17 protein-coding genes are annotated in these 16025 nt (G+C 46.9%); all 17 read left to right on the forward strand.

Annotated elements, in window-relative coordinates; translation table 11 throughout:
- Positions 1–239 precede the first annotated feature (239 nt).
- The 17 genes from F0U83_RS17200 to F0U83_RS03355 all read left to right on the forward strand — a co-directional run bounded on the left by F0U83_RS17200 (position 240) and on the right by F0U83_RS03355 (position 16005).
- Complete coding sequence (locus tag F0U83_RS17200) at positions 240–1391, forward strand: hypothetical protein (protein ID WP_249042191.1); 1152 nt, start codon at positions 240–242, stop codon at positions 1389–1391.
- Positions 1388–2029 (forward strand): flagellar hook-length control protein FliK, encoded by a 642-nt coding sequence (locus F0U83_RS03280; protein WP_138986508.1) that lies wholly within the window; start codon positions 1388–1390, stop codon positions 2027–2029. Before F0U83_RS17200 ends, F0U83_RS03280 begins: the two co-directional genes overlap by 4 nt.
- 80 nt (positions 2030–2109) lie before the next feature.
- Positions 2110–2622 carry a flagellar basal body-associated FliL family protein gene (locus F0U83_RS03285; protein ID WP_138986509.1) on the forward strand — a complete coding sequence of 171 codons (513 nt, stop codon included), beginning with the start codon at positions 2110–2112 and terminating at the stop codon, positions 2620–2622.
- 20 nt (positions 2623–2642) lie between these two features.
- On the forward strand, positions 2643–3623 hold the full coding sequence (fliM, locus tag F0U83_RS03290) for a flagellar motor switch protein FliM (protein WP_138986510.1): 981 nt from the start codon (positions 2643–2645) through the stop codon (positions 3621–3623).
- Between the two features lie 24 nt (positions 3624–3647).
- Complete coding sequence (gene fliN / locus F0U83_RS03295) at positions 3648–4055, forward strand: flagellar motor switch protein FliN (RefSeq protein ID WP_211343613.1); 408 nt, start codon at positions 3648–3650, stop codon at positions 4053–4055.
- A 2-nt stretch (positions 4056–4057) separates the two neighbouring features.
- Positions 4058–4396, forward strand: a complete 339-nt coding sequence (gene fliO / locus F0U83_RS03300; protein WP_138986511.1) for a flagellar biosynthetic protein FliO — start codon at positions 4058–4060, stop codon at positions 4394–4396.
- Positions 4393–5130, forward strand: coding sequence for a flagellar type III secretion system pore protein FliP (gene fliP, locus F0U83_RS03305; RefSeq protein WP_138986512.1), 738 nt, complete (start codon positions 4393–4395; stop codon positions 5128–5130). Before fliO ends, fliP begins: the two co-directional genes overlap by 4 nt.
- Before the next feature lie 17 nt (positions 5131–5147).
- On the forward strand, positions 5148–5417 hold the full coding sequence (gene fliQ, locus F0U83_RS03310; RefSeq protein ID WP_138986513.1) for a flagellar biosynthesis protein FliQ: 270 nt from the start codon (positions 5148–5150) through the stop codon (positions 5415–5417).
- A 1-nt stretch (position 5418) separates the two neighbouring features.
- A complete protein-coding gene (fliR, locus tag F0U83_RS03315; RefSeq protein WP_138986514.1) occupies positions 5419–6204 on the forward strand; it encodes a flagellar biosynthetic protein FliR in 786 nt (261 codons plus the stop codon).
- Positions 6197–7336, forward strand: a complete 1140-nt coding sequence (gene flhB, locus F0U83_RS03320; protein ID WP_138986515.1) for a flagellar biosynthesis protein FlhB — start codon at positions 6197–6199, stop codon at positions 7334–7336. The genes fliR and flhB overlap by 8 nt, the downstream gene beginning before the upstream one ends.
- A gap of 121 nt (positions 7337–7457) precedes the next feature.
- On the forward strand, positions 7458–9572 hold the full coding sequence (gene flhA, locus F0U83_RS03325) for a flagellar biosynthesis protein FlhA (RefSeq protein ID WP_138986516.1): 2115 nt from the start codon (positions 7458–7460) through the stop codon (positions 9570–9572).
- A 39-nt stretch (positions 9573–9611) separates the two neighbouring features.
- Positions 9612–11063, forward strand: coding sequence for a flagellar biosynthesis GTPase FlhF (gene flhF / locus F0U83_RS03330; protein ID WP_138986517.1), 1452 nt, complete (start codon positions 9612–9614; stop codon positions 11061–11063).
- A 14-nt stretch (positions 11064–11077) separates the two neighbouring features.
- A complete protein-coding gene (locus F0U83_RS03335) occupies positions 11078–11893 on the forward strand; it encodes a MinD/ParA family protein (RefSeq protein WP_138986518.1) in 816 nt (271 codons plus the stop codon).
- Between the two features lie 21 nt (positions 11894–11914).
- The gene (locus tag F0U83_RS03340; RefSeq protein ID WP_138986519.1) at positions 11915–12625 is read left to right on the forward strand and encodes an RNA polymerase sigma factor FliA; all 711 of its coding nucleotides are present in this window, start codon (positions 11915–11917) and stop codon (positions 12623–12625) included.
- Positions 12626–12735: 110 nt separating this feature from the next.
- Complete coding sequence (gene cheY / locus F0U83_RS03345; RefSeq protein WP_211343614.1) at positions 12736–13122, forward strand: chemotaxis response regulator CheY; 387 nt, start codon at positions 12736–12738, stop codon at positions 13120–13122.
- Between the two features lie 20 nt (positions 13123–13142).
- The gene (locus F0U83_RS03350; protein WP_138986520.1) at positions 13143–13949 is read left to right on the forward strand and encodes a protein phosphatase CheZ; all 807 of its coding nucleotides are present in this window, start codon (positions 13143–13145) and stop codon (positions 13947–13949) included.
- 13 nt (positions 13950–13962) lie between these two features.
- The gene (locus F0U83_RS03355; protein ID WP_138986521.1) at positions 13963–16005 is read left to right on the forward strand and encodes a chemotaxis protein CheA; all 2043 of its coding nucleotides are present in this window, start codon (positions 13963–13965) and stop codon (positions 16003–16005) included.
- Positions 16006–16025: the final 20 nt, after the last annotated feature.

Consider the following 16025-nt stretch of genomic DNA (forward strand, 5'->3'; position numbering starts at 1 on the left):
AAGTGAATCATCTTCTGTAAGCTATCAGGAACTGGCAAATAGTGATCAAGCCGTATCAGGAGATGTGGTAGAAAATCTGTCTGGAAATGGCGTTGATTTAAATAGCTCTAATGGCGAATTGGTGGAAGGTGAGCTTGCCAAGGCAATAAAGCTCGCAATAGAAGAGCAAGATAAGGCTTTGTTGGGGCCTGGGCTCATAAGGGAGCCTGCCATCGCTAAGAGTATAAATATACAGCCGCTTGTCGAGGAGGGGTTGTTGGCTCAAACGGCTCAAACGGCTCAAACGGCTCAAACGGCTCAAACGGCTCAAACGGCTCAAACGGCTCAAACGGCTCAAACGGCTCAAACGGCTCAAACGGCTCAAACGGCTCAAACGGCTCAAACGGCTCAAACGGCTCAAACGGCTCAAACGGCTCAAACGGCTCAAACGGCTCAAACGGCTCAAACGGCTCAAACGGCTCAAACGGCTCAAACGGCTCAAACGGCTCAAACGGCTCAAACGGCTCAAACGGCTCAAACGGCTCAAACGGCTCAAACGGCTCAAACGGCTCAAACGGCTCAAACGGCTCAAACGGCTCAAACGGCTCAAACGGCTCAAACGGCTCAAACGGCTCAAACGGCTCAAACGGCTCAAACGGCTCAAACGGCTCAAACGGCTCAAACGGCTCAAACGGCTCAAACGGCTCAAACGGCTCAAACGGCTCAAACGGCTCAAACGGCTCAAACGGCTCAAACGGCTCAAACGGCTCAAACGGCTCAAACGGCTCAAACGGCTCAAACGGCTCAACCGGCTCAACCGGCTCAACCGGCTCAAACGGCTCAAACGGCTCAACCGGCTCAACCGGCTCAACCGGCTCAAACGGCTCAACCGGCTCAACCGGCTCAACCGGCTCAAACGGCTCAACCGGCTCAACCGGCTCAAACGGCTCAAACGGCTCAAACGGCTCAAACGGCTCAAACGGCTCAAACGGCTCAACCGGCTCAAACGGCTCAACCGGCTCAACCGGCTCAACCGGCTCAAACGGCTCAACCGGCTCAACCGGCTCAACCGGCTCAACCGGCTCAACCGGCTCAACCGGCTCAAACGGCTCAACCGGCTCAACCGGCTCAACCGGCTCAACCGGCTCAACCGGCTCAAACGGTTCAAACGGTTCAAACGGCTCAAACGGCTCAAACGGCTCAAACGGCTCAACTGGCGCAAAAGGCTCAACCGGCTCAACCGGCTCAACCGGCTCAAACGGCTCAAACGGCTCAAACGGCTCAAGCGGCTCAACCGGCTCAACCGGCTCAAACAGTGCAGTCGGATAATAAGAAGGTATCGCGTAATAGCTTGTCTGCTGCAGAATCAGCGCAGCGCAGCGCTGACACTAGTATTGTCGGTGTTAACTTGAAGTCTGAGGTTGTTGTGAAGAGCGGTGATCAAATCGTAGCTAAGAAACAACTTTCTGGTGTATCTCCGGTACGGGTAAGTGCCGAGAAAATAGATTCGCCTATTAATTCAGCACAAGCTGAAAGCGTTACGGAAAAACCAACACAGATTGAGCAGTTCTCTATAGGGGCGCTGCATCAACCTACTTTATATCGCCCTTCTGCAGGTGTGGTATTGCAAATGCCCCAAGGTATTACACCTAATCATCCTGCGTGGCCTCAAGTGGTGTCTGAGCGTTTGGCTTGGGTTTCAGGTCAGCAAGTCCAAAGTGCAACGTTACAGCTTGATCCTCCAGAGTTGGGCTCCTTGCAAGTAAAACTCCAGATAAGCAATGAGCAGGTGAGTGTGACTTTTGTCTCTCCTCATGCCTCTACGCGGGATGCATTAGAGCAAAACCTGCCTCGCCTGCGTGAAATGCTTGCAGAGCAGGGGATGAGTTTGGGTGAATCTTTTGTAAATGACCAATCTTCTGGTGGTGGCAAGGGTGAAAGAGACGAATCTTCAGGGCGTATGGGCTATGACCTTTCGGCTGGAGAAGTGGAGACTTCGTCTGAGGTTGTTAGTCGCGGGAATGTATCTTTAGTGGATTATTACGCTTAAACTCCGGTCGCGCTATCTCTATGTTATATTTATACTATTGATATATTGGTCTTGGATGGCGATAACAGGAGAGTAAGTGCATGGCTGAGGCAGAATCGGTAGCAGAGGCCGCTGAAGGCGGAAAATCAAAGAAAAAACTTATCATCTTTATTGTTATAGGGGCATTGCTGATCGCTGCGCTGGGTGCAGGAGCTGCTTTTTTTCTTCTAGGTGGTCAATCAGATGAGACGGTGGCTCCCGCAGAGCCGGTTAGAAAAGAAGCCATCTATTCTAAAGTCAGGACGTTGGAGGGAAAACCTTCATTTGTTGCAACCTTGCAGTCAAGTGATGGTAAAAGGCACTACCTACAAACGTTTGTAGAGGCAAAAAGCAGAGATCAGGATGTGGTCGACGCATTGACATTGCATATGCCGTTAATTGTTGCGCGAATGAATAATTTGTTTGCGAAGCAGTCTTTTGAAGAGCTGCAAACGATTGAAGGCAAAGAACGCCTTCGTCAAGCCTCGACCGAGTTAGTGCAAGGTATTCTTCAAGAAAAAATTGGTAAACCGGGTGTTGAAATGATCCTGTTTACTAACTTTGTTATGCAGTAGGCTTAGGAAGCTAAACGCCAATGTCTGTTAAAGATCTGCTATCTCAAGACGAAATTGACGCGCTACTTCATGGTGTTGATGACGGCGATGTTGAAACTGCCGAGGTTGAGGAGGAACTGGAGGAAGGTGCTGTTCGCTCTTACGACCTAGCTAGTCATGAACGTATTGTTCGTGGCCGAATGCCGACGTTGGAGATGATTAATGAGCGCTTTGCTCGGCACACGCGTAACAGCTTATTTAATTTGTTGCGACGCACGGCAGATGTCACGGTCGGTGAAGTACAGGTGATGAAGTATGGGGACTATATTCATACACTGTATGTTCCCACGAGTATGAATTTGGTTAAAGTGCCTCCTTTGAGAGGAACTGCACTCTTCATTATGGATGCGAAGCTGGTATTCAAGTTAGTGGATAACTTTTTTGGTGGAGATGGTCGTCACGCTAAAATCGAAGGCCGGGACTTTACGCCAACAGAAACCCGCTTGGTGCAAAAGACCTTGGATCTTTTTTTTAGTGACTTGGTAGAAGCATGGCGTCCCGTTATGGCTATTGGCTTCGAGCGTGTTGGGCATGAAATGAATCCGGCGATGGCCAATGCGGTTAGCCCGTCAGAAGTGGTTGTGGTGAGCACGTTCCAAGTGGACTTGGATGGTGGAGTGGGCGAGTTTCATATTACTTTGCCTTACTCAATGATAGAGCCTATACGTGACCTGCTGGTGTCAGGTTTTCAGCCTGCTGAAGATGAAAAAGATGATCGCTGGGTGGTTGCTTTACGACGCGATATTATGTTGGCGCCAATGCAAATTAACCTTCGTATTGCCGAGCGGGAGTTGACACTTAGGGATGTAATGGAATTAGAGGCAGGTGATGTTATCCCTGTTGAGATTCCTGAAAGTTTAACGTTAAAGGCTAATTCAGTACCTGTGTTCAAATGCAAGATGGGAACCGCACGCGGCAATCTAGCGGTGAAAATTGTAAGTCAAATACCTAGGCACGATTAGTGCCAGTTCTTCTGAGAAGTCGTAATGAGTGAAACAACAGAAAATAATGAAATGGACGACGATCAGCAAGCGATGGCTGATGAGTGGGCATCCGCTTTAGCTGAGCAAACTACTGACGCATCCAGTGCTGTTGAATTTGACGAACTGCAAGATGAATCAGTTCCCGTGAATGACCCTAAATTGGATGTTATTCTGGATATTCCAGTGACGCTTTCGATGGAGGTGGGGAATACGGATATCTCCATTCGCAACTTGTTGCAACTGAGCCAAGGTTCAGTCGTGGAGCTTGATCGTGTTGCGGGAGAACCTTTAGATGTCATGATAAATGGCACATTAATCGCCCATGGCGAGGTTGTTGTTGTTAATGATCGTTATGGTATTCGCTTGACGGATGTGATTAGCCCACAAGAACGCATTAAGCGTCTGCGTTAACGATGAGCCAGGATCCTACTATTACGTTTCAGTCCATAGCGCAGGTTATTCTAGGGCTGGGGTTGGTTGTGGCTCTGATTATTGGCTTGGCATGGTTGTTCCGTCGAGTGTCTGCCTTAAATCTTCCTCATCAAAAAATGAAAGTGGTAGCCTCTTTAGCCTTGGGGACTAGAGAGAAGGCTGTGTTGGTTGAGGTGGGAGCGAAGCAAGTGCTGCTTGGTGTTGCGCCGGGGCGAGTGACGCATCTAGTCACCTTTGATGAGCACGTTGTAGGTGATACCTCATCAAATGAGTTTGCTAAGGTGATGAAAGAGGTTAGTAGTACCGAGGGCCAAAAATGAAAATTTTGCTTTTGGTTGTAGCGCTTATATTTCCTATGATCGGGTTCGCAGCAGATCCAGGTATTCCCGCCGTAAGTGTTACGACAACACCAGAGGGTGGCACAAACTACAGTGTAACTATACAAATTCTTGCTCTCATGACCATGCTGACATTCTTGCCAGCCATGCTCATGATGATGACCTCTTTTACCCGCATTATTATTGTATTTGCTATTTTAAGACAGGCGTTGGGCTTGCAGCAGACTCCCTCGAATCAGGTCATAGTCGGGCTCTCGTTGTTTCTAACGTTTTTTATCATGTCGCCCGTTTTGGAAGAGGTCAATCAGCGTGCGGTGCAGCCATATTTGAATGAGGAGTTGGATACAATGAGTGCTGTTAAGGCAGCCGGTGAGCCTTTTCATCAGTTTATGCTGCATCAAACGCGTGAGAATGATTTAAATCTTTTCTTACGCATCTCTAAATCCCCACCCGTTGAAACGCCTGCTGATATCCCTTTTACCGTTTTAGTACCTGCTTTTGTGACTAGTGAGCTTAAAACGGCGTTTCAAATAGGCTTTATGCTGTTTATTCCTTTTCTGGTCATAGATCTTGTTGTGGCTAGTGTGCTGATGGCGATGGGTATGATGATGTTGTCACCAGTGATTATCTCCTTGCCGTTTAAAATTATGCTGTTTGTGCTCGTGGATGGCTGGGCTATGATAGTTGGCACGTTGGCAGCTAGTTTTGGTATTTAAAGCATCGGGAGGAGTGAATGACACCTCAATTGATCCTTGATCTTTTTGGCGAAGCCTTATGGTTGGTCGTTATACTGGTTTCTGTGATTGTCGTACCGAGTCTGCTGGTGGGTTTGGTTATAGCTGTTTTTCAAGCAGCAACTCAGATCAATGAACAGACCTTGAGCTTTCTTCCCAGGTTGTTAGTGATTTTGATGATTATCATGCTCATGGGGCCTTGGATGGTGACAAAATTATCTGATCAATTTCATAAAATTTTTGACAGTATTCCAGTGATGATTGGTTGATATGTTAGATGTCAGCCTGATTCAGATTGAGCAATGGGTAAGCGCTTTTATGTTGCCCTTGTTTCGGGTTGCTTCCTTTCTGATGGCTATGCCAATTATTGGTACGCGCTTAGTGCCAGTTAGAATACGTTTAGGTCTTGCTCTTCTGATCACGGCTTTGCTTGTGCCTATACTTCCCAAGCCGGAGGTGATGAGTGGACTGGATTTTAATACCTATCTTGTCATTGCTCAGCAGGTGCTGATTGGCTCAGCGCTTGGATTTACATTGCACGTAATGTTTCAAGTTTTTGCAGTCGGAGGGCAGCTTATTGCCAACCAGATGGGCTTGGGCTTTGCTTCCATGACAGACCCTTCTAATGGGGTATCTATCGTCGTGTTGGGGCAATTCTACATGATGATGACAACGTTGATGTTTTTGGCGATGGACGGTCATCTGATAATGTTAAACATCATCACACAGAGTTTTTATGTGATGCCTGTGGATGTGGTCAATTTAGGTGCTATAAAATTTATTGATATTGCATTGGCTGGAACGTGGATGTTTAGCGGTGCATTGTTGATGTCTCTACCAGCGGTAACCTCACTGCTCGTGGTTAACTTATCGTTTGGAATCATGACGAAAGCTGCACCGCAATTAAATATCTTCGCTATTGGTTTTCCATTTACCATGACCCTTGGGTTGTTGATTACATGGTTGAGCTTATCTGGGTTTTTGGGTCAATTTGAGCTTATTGCGGATTACGCATTGAGTTTGATAGGTCAGTTGCTGGAGGTGCCGCATGGCTGAAGAAACGGGCCAGGAAAAAACCGAAGATCCCACCCCCAAGCGAATGAGGGAAGCGCGTGAAAAAGGCGATATCCCTCGCTCCAAAGAGCTTAATGCAACAGCGCTATTACTAGCAGCCGCTGGCGGAATGTTGCTTTTTGGCAGTTCTGCAGCGCATCAGTTAGCCGCAATGATGGCGGGTAATTTTGAACTTCGGCGTGAGCAATTTTTTGATAGTCAGCTCATGATTGCGCAATTGGCACTCTCTTTTGAGGATGCAGTGTGGGCGGTGCTTGGCTTTATGGTTGTGGTCGCCTTGGCTGCTCTCATAGGACCGATTGCTCTGGGCGGGTGGAACTTTAGTGCGCAAGCGATTCAACCTAAAATGAGTCGTTTAAATCCCTTGGCGGGCATTAAGCGGATGTTTTCTTTAAAAGCGTTAGTGGAGCTAGGGAAAGCGTTTGCGAAATTCGCATTAGTGGCTTCATTTGCTGTTGCCGTCCTGTTAGCGGTTGAGCCTAAGTTGTTGGCCTTGGGGGGGCAAGATGTCCGGGCAGCAGCAGGATATGCGGTAGAGATGATTGGCTGGGCTTTTTTGGTGATCAGCTCAAGCCTGATCATTATATCTTTAGTGGACGTGCCCTATCAGTTACATGATTACTCGCATAAATTAAAAATGACGCTTCAGGAGGTCAAGGATGAGATGAAGAATACGGAGGGTAAACCTGAAGTAAAAGGTCGCATCAGGCAGCTCCAGCGTGAAATTGCTCAGCGACAGATGATGCAGGAAGTGCCTACCGCTGATGTGGTGATAACCAACCCTACCCACTATTCCGTTGCATTAAAATATATGTCAGGGTCGCGCGAGGCTCCTGTGGTGGTTGCAAAGGGTGTGGACTTTATAGCACTTAAAATCCGTGAAATTGCTGACGAGCATGGTGTCCCTGTTTTACAAGCCCCACCTCTTTCTCGAGCACTCTATCACAGCACGGAAATAGACCAAGAGATACCAACGGCACTTTATAAGACAGTTGCCCAGATACTTGCTTATGTATTCCAGCTAAAACGCTACCAAGCGGATCGCTCAGAAGGTAAACCCGTGCTTCCTGCAGAGCACGAGCTTGAAATTCCCGATGCTTATCGATTTGATTAATCTGGCTTAATTCTTGCAAAAACTAACCGTATATAAGTCTTATTTGGGTTGTATGCCCTCAATATGTCAATAATTTGGCATTCTTTGTGGGGTTTTGTTGTTTTTTTGACGCGAGGTTGGGTTGGATAGAGCAGTCCTTTTTAATAATGTCAGAGGTTTAAGTCAGGGGAACTTGGGTGTTCCTTTGCTGCTGCTTGTTATTTTGGCAATGGTTACGTTGCCTGTTCCTGCATTCCTTCTAGACGTGCTCTTCACGTTTAACATAGCACTCTCTATCGTAGTACTCCTTGTAGGTGTTTACGCTCTCAGGCCATTAGATTTTGCTGTTTTTCCAACGATCTTATTAGTAGCAACGTTAATGAGGCTTGCCTTGAATGTGGCTTCTACGCGTGTCGTGCTCTTGTATGGGCATGAAGGTGGAGATGCTGCAGGTAAGGTGATCGAGGCATTTGGCTCTGTGGTGATTGGTGGTAACTACGTCGTCGGTATCGTGGTGTTTTTAATCCTTGTTATTATTAACTTTGTCGTGGTGACCAAAGGGGCAGGCCGAATCTCAGAAGTGAGTGCGCGTTTTACGCTGGATGCGATGCCAGGTAAGCAGATGGCTGTAGATGCTGACCTAAATGCGGGTTTAATCACTCAAGAGGAAGCGAAAGCTCGACGTCAAGATGTGACACAAGAAGCTGATTTTTATGGTGCGATGGATGGTGCTTCCAAGTTTGTTCGTGGTGACGCTGTTGCGGGTATTTTGATTTTGGTAATCAATATCCTTGGTGGCTTAATGATCGGAATGATTCAGCACGATTTGTCGTTTGAGGTGGCCGCTGAATACTATTCACTTCTAACCATTGGTGATGGTCTGGTTGCTCAAATCCCTTCTTTGCTGCTCTCTACAGCGGCTGCCATTATGGTGACACGACAGAACTCCTCTCAGGATATGGGGCGTCAGATCGTAGATCAGTTGTTTGGGTCGTCTAAAGCGTTAACCGTCGCGGCTGTTATTCTTGCGATTATGGGTTCTGTGCCAGGTATGCCGCACGTGGCCTTTTTATCGTTGGCAGCTATGGCAGGTTTTGGTGCTTGGTGGATGCACGCGAAGCGTGAAGAGGTAAAAGCAGAAGCTGAACTGCAACGACAGACGGCAGAGTCAGTAGAAACAGAGCAAGAATCTGAGCAGAAAGACCTTGATTGGGCTGATGTAATGCCGGTGGATATGATCGGTCTTGAGGTCGGGTATCGACTGATTCCAATGGTGGATAAACTTCAGGGCGGACAGTTGTTAAGTCGAATTAAAGGTGTCAGGAAGAAGTTATCTCAAGATCTGGGCTTCTTGGTTCCCTCTGTGCATATTCGCGATAATCTGGACTTGATGCCAGGTGCATACCGAATGACACTAATGGGTGTTGTTGTCGGAGAGGCAGAGATCTATCCAGATCGAGATCTGGCAATTAATCCGGGGCAGGTATTTGGCGCATTAAAAGGGGTCGAGGTTAAGGATCCGGCATTTGGATTGGATGCTATTTGGATTGAACCGGGGCAGCGAGAACATGCGCAAACGTTAGGCTACACTGTTGTGGATGCAAGTACCGTGGTAGCTACGCACTTAAATCAAGTGCTCCAGAGTCATGCTCATGAATTATTGGGGCATGAAGAGGTGCAGCAGTTGTTGGATATGTTAGCGAAAAGCTCACCTAAGTTGGTAGAGGAGTTGGTGCCTGCGAAGCTTTCGATCAGCAGTTTATTGAAGGTACTACAGAACTTGTTGATGGAACAGGTGCCTTTGAAAGATTTCCGCAGTATAGCTGAGGCTCTATCGGAAGCGGTGGTACGGACGCAGGACCCTGTGGCGTTGACCGCCGCCGTGCGTGTTGCCATTAGTCGTTTAATCGTACAAACGCTTAATGGCCCGGACCCTGAAATTCCCGTGATCACCATAGATCCACAATTGGAACAGTTGCTATTGGGATCTGTACAGCAGAGTCAGCAAGCTGGAGAATCCGGAATGGTTCTAGAGCCAGGAATGGCGGAGAGGTTGCAAGGGTCATTAATCGAAGCGGCTCAAAAGCAGGAAATGATGGGGCAGCCTGCTATTCTGTTAGTAGCTGCGCCGGTTAGGCCGCTAATGGCGAAATTTGTTCGCTATGGCGAGCAACTTATCCATGTGCTTTCTTATCAAGAAGTGCCAGAAAATAAACGCATTACTATCGTTGCAACAGTGGGTGGCCAACATGGTTGAAATGACTAACGTTGTAGCGAATTTATGGATGACCGGTCTATGAAAGTTAAACGCATATTTGCACCAGACATGCGTCAGGCTATGCGTCGGGCAAGAGAGGAAATTGGGCCTGATGCGGTGATTGTATCTAATCACCGGGTCGCAGGTGGCGTAGAGGTAGTTGCTGCCCATGAGCATGAGTTTGAAGCGGCTCAAGCCGAATTTAAGCGTGAATATGAGAGAAAAAAACGCAAGGATGAGCAGGTTCAAGTGCTAACCGGAAGTCGGCAGCGCTCAGAACTGGATGCTGAATTGCAAAGAACACGTTTGCATATCGCTGAAGCGAGAGAGCGAGCCTCTCACCCGTCTCAGTCCTATCACAGTGATGGCCAAAAGAATTTACAGGTAGAGGAGTCTGATGACGATGATCTGCAGACCATACTTGAGTCTTTAAAGGCGCGCCAGAGAGCTAAAGATGAGGAAAAACTATCCTTGTTTGATGAGCCGCTAGAAGCGCCTGCGCCTTCTTTCGCGCCCCCTGCCCAGCATTCAGAGCAAGTCATTGAGGGAATGCAGCAAGAGATACAGCAGCTTAAGTCACTGCTTGAACAGCAGATAAGTCATTCCTCGCGAAAAGTTTGGGTTGAAGAGGTGAGGAAGCCTGCCGAGGGCGGGAACTCTGTTGTTAGTAAGCTCAGTCGCCGATTTGAGCGAATAGGTCTTAGTGACGCTATATCCAATCACCTAACTAAAGGTTTGGAATCTGACTTGGATGTTGCTAAAGCTTGGCGTATTACGTTATCAAAATTGACTGACGCTATTCCGGTAATGGGTGAAGACTTTATCGATCGAGGCGGAATGATCGCTTTTGTTGGGCCTACTGGCGTCGGTAAAACAACGACGATAGGAAAACTAGCAGCTCGATATGTATTGCAGCACGGTAGTGCTGGGTTGGCTATGGTAACAACCGACTCCTATCGCATAGCGGCTCATGAGCAGTTAAGAACATTTGGACGGATATTGGATGTGCCTGTAAGAGTCGTTGATGAAAACAACTCCTTAGAAGAGGTGTTGCTATCCTTAAGAGGTAAGCGACTTGTCTTGATAGATACAGCAGGTATGAGTCAGCATGAAGGTCCAAGTGAAGCGCAAAAAACGATGCTAAGTAGTGTTTCAGTTCGCCTAAAAAAACTACTGGTGCTTTCTTGCTCCAGCCAGCGGCAAGTGCTGGAAGATGCGTATGCTAATTACCAAAGTATCGGATTGAACGGATGTGTACTCAGTAAGCTTGATGAATCTGGCAGTTTAGGGGAAGCATTAACGTTGGCGATAGAAAAAGGTTTATCTATCAGTTATATCACTGACGGTCAGCGGGTACCTGATGATATTGAGGTTGCGCAGAGAAATGATCTGGTCAGCCGCGCCGTTGTAACGGCACAAAAGGCACTAGAAAGAGAGCGGCAAAGAGCTCTCTCAGCAGAGGGGGGGTCTGCACTTTCCTCGGCTGGTTAGTTCAGAAATAATAGATGAAAAGTAATCATGCAGTTAAAGTCATAGCGGTCACCGGTGGTAAGGGGGGCGTAGGCAAAACCAACGTTTCGGTTAATCTCTCGTTGGCTCTGGGTGAAATGGGCAGGCGAACCGTTCTGATGGATGCTGATCTTGGGCTTGCGAATGTGGATGTGCTGTTAGGTCTAAGGGCAAAAAAGAACATAAGCGATGTTCTGTCAGGTGAGTGCAGCTTGTCTGATGTCATGCTAGACGTAAATGAAAATGTACGTATCGTTCCTGCCTGTTCAGGTACGCAGGAGATGACTTCGCTAAGCGCTCATGAGCACGCTGAGCTGATTTATGCATTCAATGAAGTCGCAGACAGTATTGATGTATTAGTGATTGATACGGCAGCGGGTATTTCTGACTCAGTGGTGAGTTTTGTGAGGGCTGCGCAGGAAGTTTTGGTAGTAGTCTGTGATGAGCCTACCTCAATTACGGATGCTTACGCACTTATTAAACTCCTAAATCGTGACTATAGAACGACACGGTTTCGCGTATTGGCAAATATGGTTGCGACAGACGCTGAAGGTCGTAACATGTTTAATAAGCTGGTTACGGTAACCGATCGCTTCCTTGAAGTAACGCTTCAATACGTAGGCTCAATACCTTATGATGAAAACGTTAGAAAATCAGTTCAGCGCCAAATTCCTGTTCTGAAAGCATTTTCTAAAACTAAAGCTGCGCTTGCCTATCGGCAATTGGCAACTAAAGTGGATAGTTGGCCAGTTCAGGATGTACCGCGAGGGCATTTAGAGTTTTTTGTTGAACGTCTGGTTCAAGGTGTTTAATTTCGGCTCGGAAGGGGCTTCATGTACAACCCGCAAGATAAAGTTTCAAGCCATAATTTAATAGAACAATACGCGCCGTTAGTTAAGCGTATAGCCTATCATTTGATGGGACGGTTACCAGCGAGTGTGGTTCTGGATGATCTGATTCAGGCGGGTATGATTGGGCTTCTAGAAGCAGCCAAGAAATACGACGCGAGTAAAGGGGCTAGCTTTGAAACCTATGCGGGTATTCGTATTCGAGGGTCAATCATCGATGAAGTGCGCCGTGGTGATTGGACGCCTCGCTCCGTTCACAGAAATGGGCGCCGAATATCTGAAGCTATCCATAAATTAGAGGCTGAATTAGGTCGTGATGCTTCAGATAGTGAAATCGCTGCCGAAATGGATATCAGTGTGGCTGACTATCATAGCTTACTAAAAGACTCCTTAGAGAGTCGATTATTTAGCTTTGAAGAGCTGACAAGTACGGAAGGAGAAACCGTTGGTGAGCAGCTATCTGCTGATGATCCGGGCCCTGTAAATTTAACAGAATCAACGGCCTTTGCCGGAGCATTGGCAAGTGCTATTGATACCCTTCCTGAAAGAGAGAAGTTGGTTTTGGCGCTTTACTACGACGAAGAATTAAACCTTAAAGAGATAGGTGAAATTCTTGGTGTAAGTGAGTCCAGAGTGAGCCAAATTCACAGTCAAGCAGCCCACCGTTTACGCGGACGGCTTAGAGATTGGCAATAAATTTTTCTCTAAGTCCCCATTTTTCTGAAAATTAGTCTAGATTTTAAGTCAGGCGGAAATAAAGCAATCAGGTTCGCCTTACTTGTGTGTCTGAATTGGGGGATTTTGTCTTGAAAAAAGACATCAAGATTCTTGTAGTAGATGACTTCTCTACGATGAGACGAATAATTAAAAACTTACTCCGTGACCTTGGTTTTAATAATGTAGTTGAGGCGGATGATGGTAAAACCGCTTTACCTATTCTTAAGCAAGGGGGTATCCAGTTTCTTGTTACCGATTGGAATATGCCTGAGATGACTGGGATCGACTTGGTTAAAACTGTGCGTGCGGATCCTAATTTGTCAGGTATACCGATCTTAATGGTAACGGCTGAAGCAAAGCGAGAGCAGATTATAGCTGCGGCTCAAGCTGGGGTGAACGGCTATGTTGTTAAGCCTTTTACCGCTGCAGTTTTAAAAGAGAAGATCGATAAAATATTTGAGCGCATTCAAGCCTGAGAAGTTAGGGAATAAAGATTATGTCTGAAATAGATTTCTCGCTTGGTTTAGATGGCCTTGAAGTGCTCTTGCAGGATAAAGCCCGTGAGCTGGTTTCTGTGTTAGATACCGGTGATGTTGCCGCAGGTCTTAATATCATCAGCGACTTGCAACAGGTTAAACACCGTGCTTTCTACAATGAAGTCGGTTATTTGACGCGGGGGTTGCATGAAGCCATAAAGTCTTTTTCTTCGGATGTCGCGATTAAGAATGACCCGAATGAAGAAGCTATTCAAGGCATGGCTGATGCTTCCGAGAGGTTGGCGTATGTAATTGAAGTAACAGAAAAAACCTCTCATGAAACCATGGATAGGGTCGATAAATCTCTAGCCTTAGTCGATAAAATGGACGAACAGAGTGAGCGCTTTAAAGATTTACTCTCTCTAGTCGGCCAGCTGGAAGCTGAATTTGAAGGACTAAGAGGGGTTTATGATAGAACGTGTCAGCTTAAGGAAGAGTCTGAGAAAACAGTTGCTGATATGCGGTCTGAGCTGACGGAGATATTAGTTGCACAGAGCTACCAAGATATTACTGGGCAGCTAATCCGAAGAGTTATCACACTCGTGACTCAAGTTGAATCCAGTTTAGTTCAACTAATGGATATGGCAGCTAAAGTGGAAAGGATCAGTGGGCTGGATGCCGGACCGTCACTAGATAAAAGTGATGGAAAGAAAAACAAGAAAGATCCGATTGAAGCAGAGGGACCGCAAATTGGTGGGAAAGATAACCCCAATGTGGCCTGTAATCAAGATGATGTTGACGATCTGCTATCAAGCCTAGGTTTTTGAGTAGGAGCTTCCTATGAGTTTGGATGTTGACAACGAAATCCTCGAAGACTTTTTAGTCGAGGCTGGAGAAATTCTCGAACTGCTGTCTGAGCAGTTGGTTGACCTTGAGAAAAGTCCAGATGATAAAGATCTTCTTAATGCAATCTTCCGAGGTTTTCACACCGTTAAAGGTGGTGCCGGTTTCTTGCAGCTAGAGGCAATGGTTGAGTGCTGCCATAAAGCGGAAAATCTTTTTGATTTACTCCGTAATGGGGAGATTAAGGTTAATTCTGAACTCATGGATGTTGTTCTTCAGTCTCTGGATGCTGTAAACATTATGTTTGGCAATGTTAGGGCTGGAGAAGAACCTGAACCCGCAGATCCCGAGTTACTGCAGAAGCTAGAAGTATACGCGAGCGGACAAGTCCCCGAGGCTCCGCCTTCTGTATCGGAAATGAGTGCTCCTGTAACAAAGCCTGCTATTGTAGAACCCAGTGTGGCTGCTCCGGTGGCGCCTTCACCGGGTGTATCGGCTAGTGATGAATTTGACCTTTTGCTGAATGATGTCGCCTCTCCCGATAGTGCTTCTTCTGGTGATGACTTAATCACAGAAGATGAGTTTGAAGCTCTGCTAAATGATCTGCATGGGGAGCATGGCGCCCCTGGTATTAGCAAAACAGATGTAAAAGAGCCTGCTGCAGCCTCGAGTTCTAGTGATGAACTTATAACGGAAGAGGAGTTTGAGAATCTTCTAGATGAGCTACAGTCGCAAGGGCAAGGTGCTTTCTCTGCAGTTGATGCTTCTGTTGCTCAGGCTATTCCTGAACCAGTAATGCCTGCGGAAGAGGAGCCTAAACCAGTTGCTAAAGCCTCTGTCTCTGCTACCAAGGCAGCTCCCGCCAAAGCGGCTGCCCCAGAGAGTAATGTGCGTGTTGATACTCGGTTACTTGATAAGATCATGAATATGGTCGGAGAGCTGGTGTTGGTTCGTAATCGCTTAGTGCGTTTGGGCGCTACCCGTGAAGATGAAGAGATGGCTAAAGCTCTGGGTACGCTTGATATGGTAACGGCTGATTTGCAAATGTCGGTTATGAAAACGCGTATGCAACCGGTCAAAAAGGTATTTGGTCGTTTTCCAAGGCTTATTCGTGATCTGTCTCGAAGCTTGAAAAAAGAGATACGTTTAGAGTTGCGTGGAGAAGAAACTGACCTAGATAAAAATTTGGTTGAGGCGCTAGCCGACCCGCTTATCCACTTAGTGCGTAATTCGGTAGATCATGGTATCGAATCACCCGAAGTACGTGAAGGTTTAGGGAAACCGAGAGAAGGACATGTGCTGCTCTCTGCAGAGCAGGAAGGTGATCATATTCTCTTGATAATTCAAGATGATGGCGCAGGTATGGATCCAGAGAAGCTGCGCAAGTTAGCTGTCAATCGAGGTATGTTGGATCAAGAGGCAGCGAATAGGCTGTCTGAGCAAGAGTGCTTTAACTTGATCTTCCAAGCTGGTTTCTCGACAAAAACCGAAGTCTCTGATGTATCAGGTCGTGGTGTGGGTATGGATGTCGTTAAGACTAAAATTACCCAACTCAATGGTACGTTAAGTATAGATTCGGTCATGGGGCAGGGGACTAGGATTGCTATACAGGTACCTTTGACGCTCGCTATCATGCCAACCTTGATGGTCATTTTGGAGAACCAAGCGTTTGCATTACCGCTGGTTAATGTTAATGAAATATTTAATCTGGACCTGACAAAAACCAATATTGTTGATGGTCAGCAGGTCATTATTGTGCGTGATCAAGCGTTGCCTCTTTTCCATATGAAACGGTGGTTGGTTGAAGGACAGGAGCAGGCTGAACTGCCTGAACAGGGGCACGTAGTGATTGTGACTGTTGGTACGCTCCGTGTTGGCTTTGTGGTTGATCAACTCGTTGGTCAAGAGGAGGTTGTTATCAAACCGTTGGGGTCTATTTTGCATGGCACGCCTGGTTTATCGGGCGCAACCATCACAGGAGATGGGCGTATAGCGTTAATCATCGATATCCCAAATCTATTGAAGCAATATGCTTCTTAATGGTTAAGTTGGAAGAGTGA

This window comes from Neptunomonas concharum (assembly GCF_008630635.1).
In the GTDB taxonomy this organism is placed as follows: Bacteria; Pseudomonadota; Gammaproteobacteria; order Pseudomonadales; family Balneatricaceae; genus Neptunomonas; species Neptunomonas concharum.